Below are 16,312 nucleotides of genomic sequence, written 5' to 3' on the forward strand. Positions count from 1 at the left end.
ATATAAAATCGATGAATGCGCAGGGTTTCTTGAAGAGTATTTTACACAGGTTTAATTCTCTATTTGCTGATCAGCAAGAAGTGTTGTTCATGAAGCACAACCAGAGCGTATGGGGAAATAGAAATCACTCCCAGCAAGATGGTGAAGTTCTTCTCGAGTTGAATACTGCGCAAAGTGCAATAATCTCCTATAGCTATCTGGCAAATGTGCTGGCAGAGAAGCATCAGGCCAACGTGGTTGCCTATACCACAATTTATACACCGCATGGTAATGCGTTCGTGGCTGCGTTTATTAGAGCTTCGAGAGCTATCAGTACACGTGTGGTGAAAAACATATATGCTTCTTTTGGAGTTACATCGTTTGTTTCAGTGGATCCAAACAAGCAACAAATAGCCAGAGCGGCACAGCTCTTTAAGGAGATATACCCTTCACTGGCAAGTAAACAGGATGTTGAAAACCTAGTTGTGGAAGGCGTATGGATTGGTGATTTGATCTACGATACTTTCCTCAGGAGATATTCACTACCGACAATTGACTTGAAGAGTGAACAATTCGCCCGTTTTATGCGTGAATCATTAGAGCTCTTTATTTATTGGCAGGATTATTTCATTACTCATAAGGTAAAAGCTGTAAATGTGAGTCACTGTGTTTACAACAATGCCATGCCTCTGCGTATTGCTGTGAAGCATAAAGTTTCTGCCTACCAGACAAATGCCACCCACGTGTACAGCATGGATGAAAATGATGTGTTTGCCTATGGTGACTATAAGTATTTCCCCGCTGTTTTTGCGGGGCTTCCCTCTCAACAGCAGCAGGCAGGCATAGAAGAAGCGAAAAGAAGGATAAACTTGCGATTTACCGGTGAGGTTGGCGTTGATATGGCGTACTCGACTAAGTCAGCATACGGGAGAGCTATGGGGGAACCTGTTCTGCGGCAATCGAATAAGAAAAAAATACTGATTGCAGCGCATTGCTTTTTCGATAGCCCGCACAGCTATGGTAATAATCTATTCCCTGACTTTTATGAATGGTTTGATTTTCTCGGTAGAATTTCAAATGAGACAGATTACGACTGGTACATCAAAACCCACCCTGATTTTTTGCCAGGCAATATCGAGATTATTGATTATTTTATCAACAAATACCCTCGCTTTACATTGATTGATGCCAGCACATCCCACCACCAGCTTATTGAGGAGGGGATCAGCTGTGCACTGACCACATATGGAACAATCGGGTTTGAGTATGCAGCGCTCGGAGTTCTGGTGGTGAATGCTTCAGATTGTAACCCGCATATTGCTTATGATTTCAATCTGCATCCAAAGACAGTGGATGAGTATGAGCAAATTGTCCGCAACCTTGATGTGCAATCACTGCAAATTAATCAGTCTGAAGTGTATGAATATTATTATATGAAGTTCATATATAATACTGAAAACTGGCTGTTTGAAGATTATGAAAAGATGACCGAAGAGCTCGGAGGTTATTACGGACAGTTCACTTCCAATGTATATGAGATATGGTTGCGAGAGTGGACAGAGGGAAAACATCTTGGGATCAGAAAATCATTGCGTAACTTTACTGATTCCGGTGATTTTCGTTTAAACCATTCTCATATAGGGGGTGCAAAGTGAAGGCTGTTATTTTGGCTGGTGGTCTTGGTACAAGAATCAGTGAAGAGACGCATTTGAAACCCAAACCTATGATTGAAATTGGTGGGAAACCGGTTTTATGGCATATCATGAAGAGCTACAGCGCTTACGGTATCAACGATTTTATCATCTGCCTTGGTTATAAGGGTTATATGATCAAGGAGTACTTCGCCAACTACTTCCTGCATACATCAGATGTTACCTTTGATATGAATGATAACTCCATGAAGGTGCATCAGAATACGGCAGAACCCTGGAAAGTAACGTTGGTGGATACCGGTGATGCTTCGATGACAGGTGGTCGCTTGAAACGTGTGGCAGATTATGTTGGCGATGAAGACTTTTGTTTTACCTATGGCGATGGTGTCAGTGATGTGAATATCTCTGAGTTGGTTCGCTTCCATGCCGAGCAGGGGGCTCTGGCAACAGTGACAGCAGTTCAGCCGCCGGGCCGTTTCGGGTCTCTTGATTTGCAAGGGAAGAAGATTGTCGATTTTGAAGAGAAACCGCATGGTGATGGTGGTTGGGTCAACGGGGGTTACTTTGTGCTCTCACCCAGGGTGTTCGGGCGAATCGAAGGGGATGCAACCTCATGGGAATTAGCCCCTTTGAAGGGACTGGCAGCAGAAGGCGAGCTTGCGGCATTTAAACACGGTGGCTTCTGGCAGCCTATGGATACGCTGCGTGATAAAACGTATCTGGAAGAGTTGTGGGATTCAGGCAAGGCACCCTGGAAGGTTTGGTGATGAATCCAGCATTTTGGAAGGGTCGTCGGGTTTTTGTAACAGGTCATACTGGATTTAAAGGCAGTTGGCTCTGTCTGTGGCTAACTCAGCTTGGTGCAGAGGTTACCGGTTATGCACTGGAGCCAGTAACTGAACCGTCTCTTTTTGATGCAGCGAATGTCGCTTCCGGGATGAACTCTGTTATTGGGGATATTCGTGACCGCGAGAAGCTGACTCAGACTATGCTTGCAGCCAAACCAGAGGTAGTGATTCACATGGCTGCCCAGGCTTTGGTTAGATATTCATATCAGCACCCGGTTGAAACTTATGAAGTGAATGTGATGGGAACCGTCAACCTGCTGGAATCCATACGTAGTTGTGATTCAGTACGCAGTGTATTGGTTATTACCAGTGATAAATGTTATGAAAATAGAGAGCGCGATGTCGGTTATAAGGAAGATGAACCGATGGGTGGTTATGACCCTTACTCAAATAGCAAGGGCTGTACGGAACTTGTAGTGTCTGCTTACCGTCAGAGCTTTTTCTCCGCTGATCATTCTGTCGCTGTTGCCACGGCCAGAGCTGGTAACGTCATTGGTGGTGGTGACTGGTCGGCAGACCGACTATTGCCGGACATGGTGCGCTCTTTTCATGCAGGTGAAGCTGTGTCCATTCGCAATCCGGGTGCAGTACGTCCCTGGCAACATGTTCTTGAGGCTTTACATGGTTATTTACTGTTATTGGAGCACATGGACAGAGAGCCGCAAGACTTTGCTCAGGCGTGGAACTTCGGGCCTGAAGATGCTGACACTCAGGATGTCGCCTGGATTGTTGGGCATTTTGTGGAGCATTGGGGAAATGCATCATGGCATGTCGAGCCCGATGTTGAAAATATGCACGAGGCTCATACCCTGCGGCTTGATTGCAGCAAGGCCAGAAATGAGTTGAACTGGCGCCCAGCTATTGATCTTGAGCTTGCACTGAAATGGATCGCCGAATGGTATCGTTGCTATTATGATAGGGATGATGTGGCACTGTTGTCACAGAATCAGCTTGAAGAATTTCAGGGAATGGTGACAAGATGAGTTTGAAATGTCGTTTTTGTAATGAGGAGCTTACGCAAAGCTTCTGTGATCTGGGCATGTCACCGTTATCCAATGCCAATGTCAGGCCTGAGAAGGCAAACCAGATGGAGCCATTTTACCCGCTGCATGCGTATGTTTGCAACTCCTGCTGGCTGGTGCAGTTGGACTCGTTTGAAGCTCCTGATCATATATTCGATGATCAGTACACCTATTTCTCATCCTATTCCGACAGCTGGCTTGCCCATGCGAAGAGCTATGTCAAAACGATGAGCGATCGCTGGAAGCTGGATTCAGCCAGTCATGTGGTTGAGATCGCCAGTAATGATGGTTATCTGCTGCAATACTTTGTTGAACAGGGCACGCCGGTGCTTGGAATTGAGCCGACAGCCAATACAGCTGCAGTAGCGAGAGAGAAAAATGTACCGACGCTGGAGAAGTTTTTTGGTGTTGAGACAGCAAACGCTCTGGCTGCAGAGGGTAAACATGCTGACCTGTTGCTTGGCAATAATGTGCTTGCTCATGTGCCGGATCTGAATGACTTTGTCGGTGGCATGAAGGTTCTACTCAAATCCGATGGTGTGATTACCATGGAGTTTCCGCACCTGTTGCAACAGATTCGCAATAATCAGTTCGATACGATTTATCATGAACACTTCTCCTATCTCTCTTTTATTACGGTGGAGCAGATATTTGCTGCACATGGGCTAACCCTGTTTGATGTTGATGAGTTGCCAACCCATGGCGGTTCGCTGCGTATTTATGGTCGCCATGCAGCAGATCAATCCAAACCTGTTACACAGGCCGTCGTGGCTTTAAAAGCCAAAGAGATAGAAGCAGGGCTGAATGGAGCTGATGTTTACAGTGCTTTCGCTGAGCAGGTGCGCGAAACCAAGCGCGGCTTGCTGGAGTTCCTGATCGAGGCCAAGCGAAGCGGTAAAATTATCGTTGGCTATGGCGCACCAGCCAAGGGTAATACCCTGTTGAATTATTGTGGTGTGCGCGTTGATTTTATCGATTACACAGTGGATCGCAGCCCGCATAAACAGGGTACGCTTCTGCCGGGCACGCATATCCCTGTCTTGCATCCTGATCGCATTGCCGAGACAAAACCGGATTATATTCTGATCCTGCCATGGAATCTGAAAGATGAACTGATCGGACAGCTTGCCTATGCACGGGAGTGGGGGGCGAAGTTTGTACTGCCGATTCCGCAGGTTGAGGTCATCGATTGATTTTCCGCCAAACCAAACTGGCAGGTGCTTACCTCATCGATGTTGAGGCGATGAATGACGAGCGTGGTTTTTTTGCCCGCAGTTGGTGCAGGGATGAATTTGAAGAACATGGATTGAACAGCAATCTGGTGCAGTGCAATATCTCCTATAATAGCAGCAAGGGGACGCTGAGAGGCATGCATTTTCAGTTGCCGCCCCATGAAGAGGCCAAGCTGGTGCGTTGCATCCGTGGTGCGATTTACGATGTGATTGTTGATTTGCGTCCAGCCTCTCCCACCTATTGCCAATGGCAGGGTGTCGAATTGAACGAAAGCAATAGAAGTGCGCTGTATATTCCTGAAGGTTTCGCGCATGGATTTCTCACGCTTACTGATGATGCAGAAGTGTTCTATCAGATGTCGTCCGTGTTTGTGCCCGGTAGCGCAGCGGGTATTCGCTGGGATGATCCGACTTTTGCTATCCACTGGCCGGAGCAGCCGCAGTGTTTGTCGGACAAGGATCAGACTTATCCGGATTTTGTGAAATGAAGCGGGTCCTTGTAACCGGTGCGGATGGATTTATCGGTCGTTATATATTGCCGTTGCTTGTTAAAGCTGGGTATGAAGTGCATGCGTTGTGCTGGTTAAGTGAAGCCCGGGGTGTTGAGGGGGTGATCTGGCACAAAGTCAATTTGATGGATTACCCGGCTGTGGATGCTCTGTTACATGAGTTACAAGTCACACACCTGCTGCATCTGGCCTGGTATACCGTGCATGGCAAGTTCTGGAACGCTGCTGAAAATTTACATTGGGTCGGGTGCAGCCTGAATCTCCTGAAATCGTTTGTTGAGCATGGGGGTAAGCGTGTGCTTATGGCCGGTAGTTGTGCAGAATACGACTGGAGCAAAGGGCACTGCATCGAACAGGAAACATCATGTAATCCGGCGACACTGTATGGAACTGGCAAACATGCTTTGCATCAGGTTGCCCGGAGTTATTGCGTACAACATCAGGTCAGTTTCTCCTGGGGGCGTATTTTCTTTCTCTATGGGCCCGGCGAAGTGGGCGGCCGCTTTGTTCCTGCTGTTATCAACGGTCTTTTGCGGCAGGAAACAGTACCTTGTTCAGATGGCAGGCAACTGCGTGACTTTATGTATGTGCAAGATGTGGCTTCTGCTTTTGCCGCATTGCTTGAAAGTGATCTGACTGGTGCTGTGAATATTGCATCCGGCGTATCATGCACGCTGAGAGGGATTGGTGAAGAAATCATGCAGCAGATAGAAGGTCGTGGACGGATTGAATTTGGTGCCCTGCCAAATCGTGAGGATGACCCTGCAGTATTGACGGCCGATGTGAGCCGTTTGTGTGACGAATTAAACTGGCAGCCAGCGTTTTCACTGGAGCAGGGATTGTCTGAAACGATTGGGTGGTGGAAACAGAATCAGGGTGATTACAATGCCAGTTAAAGCTTGCCCTTTGTGTAACTCGCAGCAGCTATCGAAGTTCCTGCATCGCCCGGCTGTGCCTGTACACCAGAATCTGCTGATGAGAAGCTACCAACAGGCTCAGGATATTGTGCGTGGTGATCTTGAGATGACAGTTTGTGCCGATTGTGGCTTTGTCTTCAATGCGGCATTTGATCCAGGTTTGCTCAATTATGGCGACAGCTATGATAATAATCAGGGTTGTTCATCCAGTTTTCAGAGTCATCTCAATGCCCTTATCTCACTGCTGATCGATAAGAAGGGTGTCAGGGGCAAACAGGTGGTTGAGGTTGGCTGTGGGCAGGGCCAATTTTTGCAGCGACTTGTGCAAGAGGGTGGCAATAGCGGTGTAGGTTTTGATCCGAGTTATGCAGGTCCACCGTCACTGCTCGATGGCCGCATGTCTTTTGAATCCCGCTATTATGATGAGAGTTGCACATCAGTGCCTGCCGACGTGGTGATTTGCCGGCATGTGATTGAACATGTTCCTGATCCGGTAATGTTGCTTAAATCGGTGCGGGCTGCAATTGGCGAGCGCACCAGTGCAAAGGTCTATTTTGAAACACCGTGCGTGGAGTGGATTTTACGTAACGGTGTCATCTGGGATTTCTTTTATGAGCACTGTTCGCTGTTTACTGCCGCATCACTTTCCAGTGCATTTCAGATGGGCGGATTCAGGGTTGATGAAGTCAGACATGTATTTGGCGGTCAGTACCTGTGGATTGAAGCAAGTCCGGTTGCCTCTGATGTGAAACTTAATGGTGGCGAAACCTATGCGTTGGCAACTGGCTATGCAGAGCACGAATTGACGCTTCTGCAGGACTGGAAGCAAAGGGTGCTGGCCCTTGCAACTGATGGCCGGGTTGCGCTGTGGGGGGCTGGTGCAAAAGGTGTTACATTTGCTAACCTGATTGATCCCGATTGTGAGCTGATCGACTGCCTGGTCGATCTGAACCCAAACAAGCAGGGTAAATATGTGGCGGGAAGTGGCCATGCTATTGTTGATCCACTTCAGCTTAAAGAACGCGGTGTGAGCGATGTGGTTCTGATGAATCCGAACTACCGTGATGAGAACAGGGAAATATTAAAACAGGCTGGAATGAGCCTGAATATGATAGAGTAGGTCGCTATGAAATTAACTATTGATACCGATAACAAGACACTGATCCGCGAGGAGAATGGTGAATCGTTGGAGTTGCCGCTGTACAGCAAGAAGGCATTTGAAGAGATCAGTCGCCAGTGGGTACGCGTGGGCTGGAATGAGAAATACCAGTACAGTTTCAGCTGGATGGGACGACCGATCATTCAGTTGCCCGAAGATATGATCCGCACTCAGGAAGCCATCTGGCAGGTAAAACCGGATGTGATTATCGAAACCGGAATCGCTCATGGCGGCTCACTTATTTACAATGCCAGCCTGTGCAAGGCGATGGGTAAGGGGCGTGTGATTGGTGTGGATATTGAGATTCGCCCACACAACCGTGAAGCAGTTGAGGCGCATCCGATGTCTGAACTGATTACCATGATCGAAGGCAGTTCTACTGCTCCTGAGATTGTGGCGCAGGTCAAAGCTCTGGTTCAACCGGGAGAGGTTGTACTGATCATTCTGGACTCCAATCACACCAAGCAGCACGTAGCTGATGAACTTGAGGCATATCACGATCTGGTGACACCCGGTTCCTACATCGTGGCAACTGATGGCATTATGTATGATCTGGCTGATGTGCCGCGTGGCGAAGTCGACTGGGACTGGAATCACCCGACAGATGCTGCAAAGGAATTTGCTGAAGCTCATCCTGACTTTGTCGTTGAGCAGCCTGTGTGGCCATTCAATGAAAGCGATTTGACTGAAAACATCACGCACTGGCCTGGAGCATGGTTGAAGAAAAAATAACCACCCAATTTATGGAAGTGTATATCAGACAGGTTGCCAAATTTGATGTGCTAGACAGGGAGTGCTCGCGCTTAGGCGAGAGGCCGCTGACAGCAAAGAGGTGGTGACCCATCAATCGCGTTAGTGTGCATATGCTCATAGGTATTCCGATCGTTATCGAGGGTTGCCCGGTATCTGAGCAAAAAGAGTTCGCATAAGCTATTGTCAGAGTATCGGTGTTTGCGAAAACGGTGCTGGGGGCAGCATATGTGGGGTAATCAATAGTGAATAAATTAGTAACTGCTCCTAAAGTTAGTATTGGAATGCCAGTATTTAATGGTGAACAACTGGTAAGAACTGCGCTGGACTCGTTGCTAGCGCAATCGTTTGGCGACTTTGAATTAATCATCTCCGACAATGCATCTACGGATGGGACAGAGCAGGTTTGTCGAGAATATGCTGGTCGGGATGAACGGATCAGATACGTGCGGCAAACAACAAATATCGGGGCATCGGCTAATTTCAAAGTTGTGCTGGATGAGGCGCATGGTGAATATTTCATGTGGGCTGCTTGTGATGATACGCGATCACCGGACTTTATAGACTTAAATGCCAAATTTCTGTCTGAAAATCCGGAATATGTTGCTTCGACATGCCCGAACGGATTTGATGATCGTCCACTGGGCCAGCAAAAACTTATAAACTTTGCCTTGGATGGTGAAAAGTTTGATCGATTTGTCCAGTTCTTTGAACATTGCTGGCTTTCGCATGGAATATTTTATTCCCTGATACGGACCGATGTGTTGCGAGGTTGCAATATGATTGGCCAATCATTTATTGCTGCAGATTGGGCGATAGATTTGTATCTTGCCAGCAAGGGGAAAGTGAATCGGACAAAGAATGGGTACGAGATATTTGGAGTCAAAGGAATTAGTAGGGGCTCAGCTGCTTATAGCGAATTCAGAAACCATGTGATTGAGGTGCTATTACCTTTTTTCAGGCTGACAAAATACGTTGTCAATTTAACCGATGACCTGAGCTTTAAGCAAAGAAGCAGGATTTTATTGATTCTGATGAAGTTGAACTTATCTGTGGCATTTGTTCAGCTTCGGCGTACATTTTTTAAATCATGAATGGGAAAGGACACACTTGATTGAATCGGGAACTGTATATTGATGAAGAAATACATAAATAAAATAAAATCGACTGTTAAAATGATCAACGATTTTGATCAGCGTCTTGGATTCATTCAGGAGGCCCTGGGAAGAATCGAAGCCAGACAGGATTGCAGTAATGAATCTCTTCGTATTGAAGATCATGAATTCAGGGTTTACTCGCAGTGGGGTGAAGATGGAATCATCCAACATCTAATCCGCCATGTGCCAATTGAAAATAAGACATTTGTCGAATTCGGTGCGTCGAATTATCTCGAGTCCAATACCCGTTTTCTGTTGATTAATAATAACTGGTCGGGTTTGGTCATGGATGGTGATCCGGAGAATATCGCATGTATCAAATCCGATCCGATTTACTGGCGTTACAATTTAAAAGCAGAGTGCTCTTTTATCACCAAAGAGAATATCAACGATCTTCTGAAAAGTAATGGCATGTCCGGTGATATCGGGTTGCTCTCCATTGATGTGGATGGCAATGATTATTGGGTTTGGAAAGCAATCGAGGGAGTCTCGCCGAGGATAGTTGTGCTTGAGTATAACTCGAGATTTGGCGCTGACAGAGCCGTGACTGTTCCTTATGATGCAAACTTTGTTCGTCATCAGGCGCACCATTCATTGCTTTATTTCGGGGCATCTCTGAAAGCGCTGGTGAATCTGGGCAAGCAAAAAGGTTACTCCTTTGTCGGATGCAACAGCAACGGTGTGAATGCATTTTTTGTCCGATCGGATCTGCTTGCTGATCCATTGCAGGAGTTGTCTGTGGATGTCGGTTTCGTGGCCGGGAAATTTCGAGAAGCAAGAGATGCCGATGGAAAGCTGCTGTTTTTGAGTGCCGAAGATGAGAGGACAATCCTCGAATCACTACCATTGATTGAGCTTGACGATTGAGTGTGAATAGTAATTTGAAAGTAGTATTCGATGATCAGGTTTTCTGCTGGCAGGCGTTTGGTGGTATCTCCAGGTATTTCTATGAGCTGACTAGACGAATAGGGAATGATCCGGATTTTTCGGCTTCAGTTGTAGCTCCGATGCATGTTAACAGCTATCTGTCAGAGGGTGATGTGGATGTTAAAGGTATACGCATACCCAAATTCAAGCATAGTGGCCGAATAATCAGCGCCCTTAATAGTATAGTCGAGCCTATGATGATCAGGGCTGAGAAGCCGGATGTGCTGCATGAAACCCATTATTACCGTCGGCGCTCTCTTGCCCCTTCCGGTTGCCCAACGGTGTTGACAGTTTTTGACATGATTCACGAAAAGTTCCCGGAACACTTTCTCGCACGTGATCGCACTTCTGAAACGAAGCGGGAAGCTGTTGAGCGGGCGGATCGAATAATCTGTATTTCTGCTAGCACACAGCGTGATTTGATAGACCTGTTTAACGTTCCGTTAGAAAAAACAGTCGTTGTGCACCTCGGGTTTTCGTTGACAAACAGTGGTGAAATACTCTCGAGCCAGGGCGAACAACATCCTTTTATACTGTATGTAGGGCCACGTGGCGGATACAAGAATTTTGATACATTGCTACAGGCCTTCGCTGCATCATCAGAGTTGAAAAATAATTTTTCTGTCGTTGCTTTTGGTGGTGGTGGTTTTTCTTCGGAAGAAGTTGATCGTATTCGTGCCTTGGGTTTGACTGACTCTATACGGCAGCTCTCAGGGGATGATGCATTGTTATCCGGATTGTACAGGAAAGCTGAAGCATTTGTTTATCCGTCACTTTATGAAGGATTCGGCATCCCACCTTTGGAAGCTATGAGTTTCGATTGTCCCGTGATTTGCAGTAACACAAGTTCAATCCCTGAAGTAGTGGGCGATGCAGCCAGGTTGTTCGATCCGGATGATGTCGATGAATTGCGCACAAGTATCGAGGAGGTAGTCTCATCGAGTGAATTAAGTGATGAATTGATTCAACGCGGGCGAGAACGTATTCGCTGTTTTTCATGGGACCGAACTGCGAGTGAATCAATGGATGTTTACCGGGAGTTGTTGCAATGAAACGTGCTTTGATTTGTGGTATCGGCGGGCAGGATGGTGCCTACTTGGCCAAGTTTCTTTTGGAAAAAGGATATGAAGTGGTTGGAACATCCCGAGATGCCATGGCCACACCTTTTACGAACTTGACGAAACTAGGTATTCGCGAACAGGTGCGAACAGTATCTATGGCCATTAACGATTTTCGTAGTGTGTTTTCAGCCCTCAAGAATGAAGAACCAGACGAGGTTTACAATTTGGCCGGACAGAGCTCGGTTGGCTTGTCATTTGATCAACCTGTGGAGACCATGGAAAGCATCGCCATAGGTACACTGAATATGCTTGAGGCAATTCGATTTATCGAGAGACCAATTCACTTCTACAATGCTGGGTCCAGCGAATGTTTCGGCGATACGGGTAATGAAAAAGCCCATGAAAATACGCCATTTCACCCTCGTAGTCCCTATGCAGTGGCGAAGGTTTCGGCCCATGGCCTGGTCGTAAACTACCGAGAATCGTATGGTCTGTTTGCCTGTACTGGAATTTTGTTTAACCATGAGTCGAGTTTGCGCCCTGAACGTTTTGTTACTCAAAAAATAATTAAAGCTGCTGCGAGAATTGCCAATGGCAGCAAAGAAAAGCTGGCGTTGGGAAACCTTGATATTCATAGGGACTGGGGCTGGGCTCCGGAATATGTTGAGGCGATGTGGCTTCTCATGCAGCGGGATATAGCAGAGGATTTTGTTATTGCTACTGGTCGAACTGTCTCTTTACAGTATTTTGTAGGGCGCGCTTTTGAACATTTTGGTTTGGATTGGCAATGCTATGTTGAATCGGAAGCCGCACTGTTGCGACCATCGGATATTCAATATGGGCGTGCCGATGCAAGTAAGGCTGGTAAAATTCTCAATTGGCATCATAAAACGGATGTGGATGGTGTAGTTGAGAAGATGTGTGATGCAGCATTTAATGAGCTGACAGGCGTGTCAGCCTAGCTGCCTGAGCAGTAGAGTGTTGATAACCAATATGATGCGCAAATCTCGTTGCATATGTGATTCTTAGACATAGTGACTATTTGTGTCGCTATATAGTGAGAGATGATTTTGACCGAAAAGAAAAAGAAAAAACGAGCAACGATCAGTATTATTACGGCAACTTTTAATGCGGAAGAGCATTTGCCACGGCTGATTAAAAGTTTGCGTTCACAAACAGACAGGGACTTTGAATGGGTTGTTACGGATGGTGCATCAAATGATGCTACGCTTGAGATACTGAACACCATCACAGATCTTAATATTGTCATTTCCTCACAGCCGGATTTCGGCATCTACGATGCACTTAACCGCGCCATTCAACACTCTTCAGGTGAGTATTATATCGTAGCCGGGGCTGATGATTTCTTTGAGAGTGATGCAATTGCTAATTTTCGGCATGCCGCTGAAGCATCTGATGCAGATATTATAGTTGCCAATGCGAAGTACGGTGAGCGCCGCATGAAAATCAGGAGCGGCCTAGCATGGTTGTATGGCCATATCGCATTCATTGCATCGCATACACTGGCGACAGCATTTAAAAAAGATCTGCATCAGAAGTATGGAGATTATTCCAGAAAATTCCCGATTGCGGCTGACCAGTTGTTTGTGATGAAGGCATGTGAAGGTGGTGCCAAGCGTTATGAGAGTGATTTCATTGCTGGAGAGATTGGGTTTGGTGGTGTCAGCACGGTTGATTTATTAGGCAATGCAACGGAGGTATTTCGTGTGCAACTGATGCTTGGGCGATCAAGAGTGGTGCAAAGTATATTGCTGCTGCTGCGACTGCTGAAATGATCGTTGCGATCACTGGTGGCACCGGTTTTATTGGTAATAAACTGGCTTTGGCGCATCTTGCCAGAGGAGATGAGGTGCGCATCCTTTCGCGGAGTTCTCCTGCCTTGCCTGTTAACAGGGTTAAATATTTCTCAGGGGATTTGATTGCAAAAGACAACAGTCTCCAGCCGTTTGTTGATGGCGTGGACCTGCTCTACCACTGTGCTGGTCAGTTAACAGATGAAAATGCGATGCGTTCATTGCACGTGGAGGGCACGCAGAAGTTGGTTGAGGCGGCTACCTGTAGCGGTATCGGGCATTGGGTGCAGCTTAGCAGCGTGGGGGTTTATGGCCCGGTTTCGGATGGTATGATAACTGAAAGTTTTCCCATTAAGCCGGTCGGTGAGTATGAAGTGACCAAGGCAGAATCAGATGCAATTGTATTAGCTGCTGTAAAAAATGGTGCATTCAGTTGCTCAGTACTGAGGCCTTCGAATGTTTTTGCATCGGATATGAAAAATCAGTCACTGTTCAGTATGATCAATATGATTGATCGAGGTTTATTCTTTTTTATTGGTAAACCGGGTGCATCTGCAAATTATATTCATGTCGATAATGTTGTTGAGGGACTTATTCAATGCGGTACCAATCCGGCTGCAAAGGGCAAGATCTATAACCTTTCAGATCACTCTGCATTAGAAGCCTTCGTTCAGATCATTGCATCAGAACTCGGTCGCCGTTCTCCTTCACTTCGATTGCCTGAAGGATTTATGCGATGGGCATGTAAAGTGACGTCAGGCATCCCTGGCTTGCCTCTTACTCAGGCAAGGGTTGATGCATTAACCAATCGTTCTGTTTATTCCATTGCCCGGATTCAGAAAGAATTAGGTTATGAACATGTGATCTCCATGGAGAATGGCTTGAAGGATCTGGTTTCCGGATATCAGAGGCGACAGTGAGCAGTAATGTGAAAAGGCTCTGTATCGTTGTTAGCTCTGAGATGACCATCAAGGCATTCCTGGAAGAGCATATTATTGCCTTGAGTGAAAAATATGACGTGACGCTGGTGTTGAATACCACGCAGGAAGATTTTGCAGTCCGGAATGGCCTGCCGGTAAAGGTTATGCCGCTAGCTATTGAGCGAGCAATCACCCCATTGGCAGATCTGCGCGCACTATGGCAACTATACCGGTTATTTCGCAAAGCCGGCTTTGATCTGATCCATTCGGTGACACCAAAAGCCGGGCTGCTGGCGATGTTGGCAGGAAAGATGGCCGGAGTGGCTTTGCGTATCCACACCTTCACGGGTCAGGTTTGGGCAACGCGATCCGGTTTTTCTCGAATGCTGCTCAAAGGTATGGATCGTTTGCTGGCAAGCTCTGCCACACACCTTCTGGCTGATAGCGACTCCCAGAAAGGGTTCTTGATCGACCAGGGCATTTGCCGTTCAGGGAAGTTGGCAGTGCTTGCTGATGGTTCGATCAGTGGCGTCGATACAGAACGTTTCAGGCCTGATGAGAACCGGCGAGTAGAGGTAAGGGATGTACTGAATATTGGTGATAATGATGTTCTGCTGCTTTTTCTTGGGCGTTTGAATCGGGATAAAGGCGTGCTTGATCTGGCATCTGCTTTTGTTGCAGCTGCAGCAAGGTGTGAGGCATTGCATCTGCTATTTGTTGGGCCTGATGAGGGTGGTTTGAAGGAGCAGATCAGAGCGCTTTCAGCAGCTTATGATCAGCAACTTCATTTTGTCGACTATACAGATCAACCGGAGTCCTATTTTGCAGCTGCTGATCTGTTTTGTCTGCCGAGCTATCGCGAGGGTTTTGGCAGTGTGGTTATCGAAGCCGCAGCGTGCGGAATTCCGGCCATTGGTTCTAGGATTTATGGTCTGTCAGATGCGATTCGTGACGGGGAGACAGGATTGTTGTTTGAGGCAGGCAATATAGATGAACTCACGCAGGCGATCACCATGATGACGACGAATTCGGAAATGCGTCACAGTATGGGTGAAGCAGCGCTACAGCGGGCCAGAGATGATTTTCCTACCAAACGTCTGGTTCAGGCGTGGTTGAATTACTATGATGGCCTGCCATGAAACGACTCTTTGACCTTGTTGTAGCGATCATCGGCATACTGTTATTGTGGCCGCTGCTACTGCTGCTTGCTCTGCTGGTGAGAATCAAACTTGGTTCACCAGTGCTGTTCAGGCAGCAGCGCCCCGGTCTGCATGGCAAACCGTTCTATATCTATAAGTTTCGCAGTATGACCGATGCCAGAGATGCTAGCGGTGAGCTATTGCCTGATGAAGAGAGATTGCCACCTTTTGGCCAGTTGTTGCGATGGCTGAGTTTGGATGAGTTGCCACAGCTGTTGAATGTTTTAAAGGGTGACATCAGTCTGGTTGGGCCAAGAGCACTGTTGATGGAGTATCTGCCGCTCTATAGTGATGAGCAGGCTAGACGCCATGATGTGAGACCGGGTATCACCGGCTGGGCGCAGGTGAACGGGCGCAATGCCATCAGTTGGGAAGAGAAGTTCCGTTGTGATGTCTGGTATGTGGAGAACCGGTCAATGCTGCTGGATCTGAGAATCCTCTGGATGACACTGCTGAAGGTGTTGCGTTCAGAGGGTGTGTCACAGTCCGGGCATGTGACAATGGAAAAGTTTCGGGGGAGTTCCAAATGAATCATCAGCTACTCATTCTTGGTGCCGGTGGGCACGGTAAAGTGATGGCCGAGGTGGCTGAAGCCAGAGGTGATTGGCAATCCATTGCCCTGCTTGATGACAGGTTTGCCATGCTCAATGGTTCAATGCGTTGGCCTGTATTGGGGGCAGTTGAGCAGGCTGGTGAGTTTGTATCGCAATTTTCCCATGCCGCTGTGGCGGTGGGTGATTACAGCTTGCGACTGCAGTGGCTTGAGCAGTTGATCGCTTGCGGATTCAAGATTCCTACGCTGACTCATCCCACTGCCTGGGTAAGCCCATCGGCCAGGCTGGATGCCGGCTGTGTAGTGATGGCCAATGCCACGGTGCAGGCAGATGCCAGGCTCGGTCGAGGTTGCATTGTGAATACTGGTGCAAGTGTGGATCACGACTGTCGTCTGGATGATGGTGTGCATGTCTGTCCGGGAGCCAGTATTGGTGGTGGTGTTAAGGTGGGTAGAGGTAGCTGGCTTGGGATTGGCTGTTCGGTGATTCAGGGTATTCGAATTGGTAGCCACGTTACCGTTGGTGCAGGAGCAGCGGTGATCGGTGATATTCTGGACTGCTCAACGGTTGTCGGTGTGCCGGCAAGAGGGATCTCCGGAGGTATGGAGTAGC

18 protein-coding genes are annotated in these 16,312 nt (G+C 47.4%); all 18 read left to right on the forward strand.

What is annotated here, in order from left to right:
- Positions 1-11 precede the first annotated feature (11 nt).
- Positions 12-1,634, forward strand: a complete 1,623-nt coding sequence (locus F3F96_RS02110) for a hypothetical protein (RefSeq protein WP_176961583.1) — start codon at positions 12-14, stop codon at positions 1,632-1,634.
- Positions 1,631-2,398: a glucose-1-phosphate cytidylyltransferase gene (rfbF, locus tag F3F96_RS02115; protein ID WP_176961584.1), complete on the forward strand. Its 768-nt coding sequence runs from the start codon at positions 1,631-1,633 to the stop codon at positions 2,396-2,398. Before F3F96_RS02110 ends, rfbF begins: the two co-directional genes overlap by 4 nt.
- Positions 2,398-3,462: a CDP-glucose 4,6-dehydratase gene (gene rfbG / locus F3F96_RS02120; protein WP_176961585.1), complete on the forward strand. Its 1,065-nt coding sequence runs from the start codon at positions 2,398-2,400 to the stop codon at positions 3,460-3,462. Before rfbF ends, rfbG begins: the two co-directional genes overlap by 1 nt.
- On the forward strand, positions 3,459-4,694 hold the full coding sequence (locus F3F96_RS02125; protein ID WP_176961586.1) for a class I SAM-dependent methyltransferase: 1,236 nt from the start codon (positions 3,459-3,461) through the stop codon (positions 4,692-4,694). Before rfbG ends, F3F96_RS02125 begins: the two co-directional genes overlap by 4 nt.
- Positions 4,691-5,221: a dTDP-4-dehydrorhamnose 3,5-epimerase gene (gene rfbC / locus F3F96_RS02130; RefSeq protein WP_176961587.1), complete on the forward strand. Its 531-nt coding sequence runs from the start codon at positions 4,691-4,693 to the stop codon at positions 5,219-5,221. The genes F3F96_RS02125 and rfbC overlap by 4 nt, the downstream gene beginning before the upstream one ends.
- The gene (locus F3F96_RS02135; RefSeq protein ID WP_176961588.1) at positions 5,176-6,138 is read left to right on the forward strand and encodes an NAD(P)-dependent oxidoreductase; all 963 of its coding nucleotides are present in this window, start codon (positions 5,176-5,178) and stop codon (positions 6,136-6,138) included. Before rfbC ends, F3F96_RS02135 begins: the two co-directional genes overlap by 46 nt.
- A gap of 79 nt (positions 6,139-6,217) precedes the next feature.
- Entirely contained in the window at positions 6,218-7,279 is a 1,062-nt protein-coding gene (locus F3F96_RS02140) for a class I SAM-dependent methyltransferase (protein WP_241697593.1), read from the forward strand.
- 6 nt (positions 7,280-7,285) lie between these two features.
- Positions 7,286-8,050 (forward strand): cephalosporin hydroxylase family protein, encoded by a 765-nt coding sequence (locus F3F96_RS02145; protein ID WP_176961590.1) that lies wholly within the window; start codon positions 7,286-7,288, stop codon positions 8,048-8,050.
- A 201-nt stretch (positions 8,051-8,251) separates the two neighbouring features.
- Positions 8,252-8,314: a hypothetical protein gene (locus F3F96_RS12655; RefSeq protein WP_370465486.1), complete on the forward strand. Its 63-nt coding sequence runs from the start codon at positions 8,252-8,254 to the stop codon at positions 8,312-8,314.
- On the forward strand, positions 8,314-9,162 hold the full coding sequence (locus F3F96_RS02150) for a glycosyltransferase family 2 protein (RefSeq protein ID WP_206675246.1): 849 nt from the start codon (positions 8,314-8,316) through the stop codon (positions 9,160-9,162). The genes F3F96_RS12655 and F3F96_RS02150 overlap by 1 nt, the downstream gene beginning before the upstream one ends.
- A 42-nt stretch (positions 9,163-9,204) precedes the next feature.
- The gene (locus F3F96_RS02155; RefSeq protein WP_176961591.1) at positions 9,205-10,092 is read left to right on the forward strand and encodes a hypothetical protein; all 888 of its coding nucleotides are present in this window, start codon (positions 9,205-9,207) and stop codon (positions 10,090-10,092) included.
- Between the two features lie 14 nt (positions 10,093-10,106).
- Positions 10,107-11,204 carry a glycosyltransferase family 1 protein gene (locus F3F96_RS02160; protein WP_176961592.1) on the forward strand — a complete coding sequence of 366 codons (1,098 nt, stop codon included), beginning with the start codon at positions 10,107-10,109 and terminating at the stop codon, positions 11,202-11,204.
- Complete coding sequence (locus tag F3F96_RS02165) at positions 11,201-12,175, forward strand: GDP-mannose 4,6-dehydratase (protein WP_176961593.1); 975 nt, start codon at positions 11,201-11,203, stop codon at positions 12,173-12,175. Before F3F96_RS02160 ends, F3F96_RS02165 begins: the two co-directional genes overlap by 4 nt.
- A gap of 102 nt (positions 12,176-12,277) precedes the next feature.
- Positions 12,278-13,009 (forward strand): glycosyltransferase, encoded by a 732-nt coding sequence (locus F3F96_RS02170; protein WP_176961594.1) that lies wholly within the window; start codon positions 12,278-12,280, stop codon positions 13,007-13,009.
- Positions 13,006-13,947, forward strand: coding sequence for an NAD(P)-dependent oxidoreductase (locus F3F96_RS02175; RefSeq protein ID WP_176961595.1), 942 nt, complete (start codon positions 13,006-13,008; stop codon positions 13,945-13,947). The genes F3F96_RS02170 and F3F96_RS02175 overlap by 4 nt, the downstream gene beginning before the upstream one ends.
- A complete protein-coding gene (locus F3F96_RS02180; protein ID WP_176961596.1) occupies positions 13,944-15,086 on the forward strand; it encodes a glycosyltransferase family 4 protein in 1,143 nt (380 codons plus the stop codon). The genes F3F96_RS02175 and F3F96_RS02180 overlap by 4 nt, the downstream gene beginning before the upstream one ends.
- Positions 15,083-15,676: a sugar transferase gene (locus F3F96_RS02185; RefSeq protein ID WP_176961597.1), complete on the forward strand. Its 594-nt coding sequence runs from the start codon at positions 15,083-15,085 to the stop codon at positions 15,674-15,676. The genes F3F96_RS02180 and F3F96_RS02185 overlap by 4 nt, the downstream gene beginning before the upstream one ends.
- A complete protein-coding gene (locus F3F96_RS02190; RefSeq protein WP_176961598.1) occupies positions 15,673-16,311 on the forward strand; it encodes an acetyltransferase in 639 nt (212 codons plus the stop codon). Before F3F96_RS02185 ends, F3F96_RS02190 begins: the two co-directional genes overlap by 4 nt.
- Position 16,312: the final 1 nt, after the last annotated feature.

This window comes from Mariprofundus sp. NF (assembly GCF_013387455.1).
Classification (GTDB): Bacteria; Pseudomonadota; Zetaproteobacteria; order Mariprofundales; family Mariprofundaceae; genus Mariprofundus.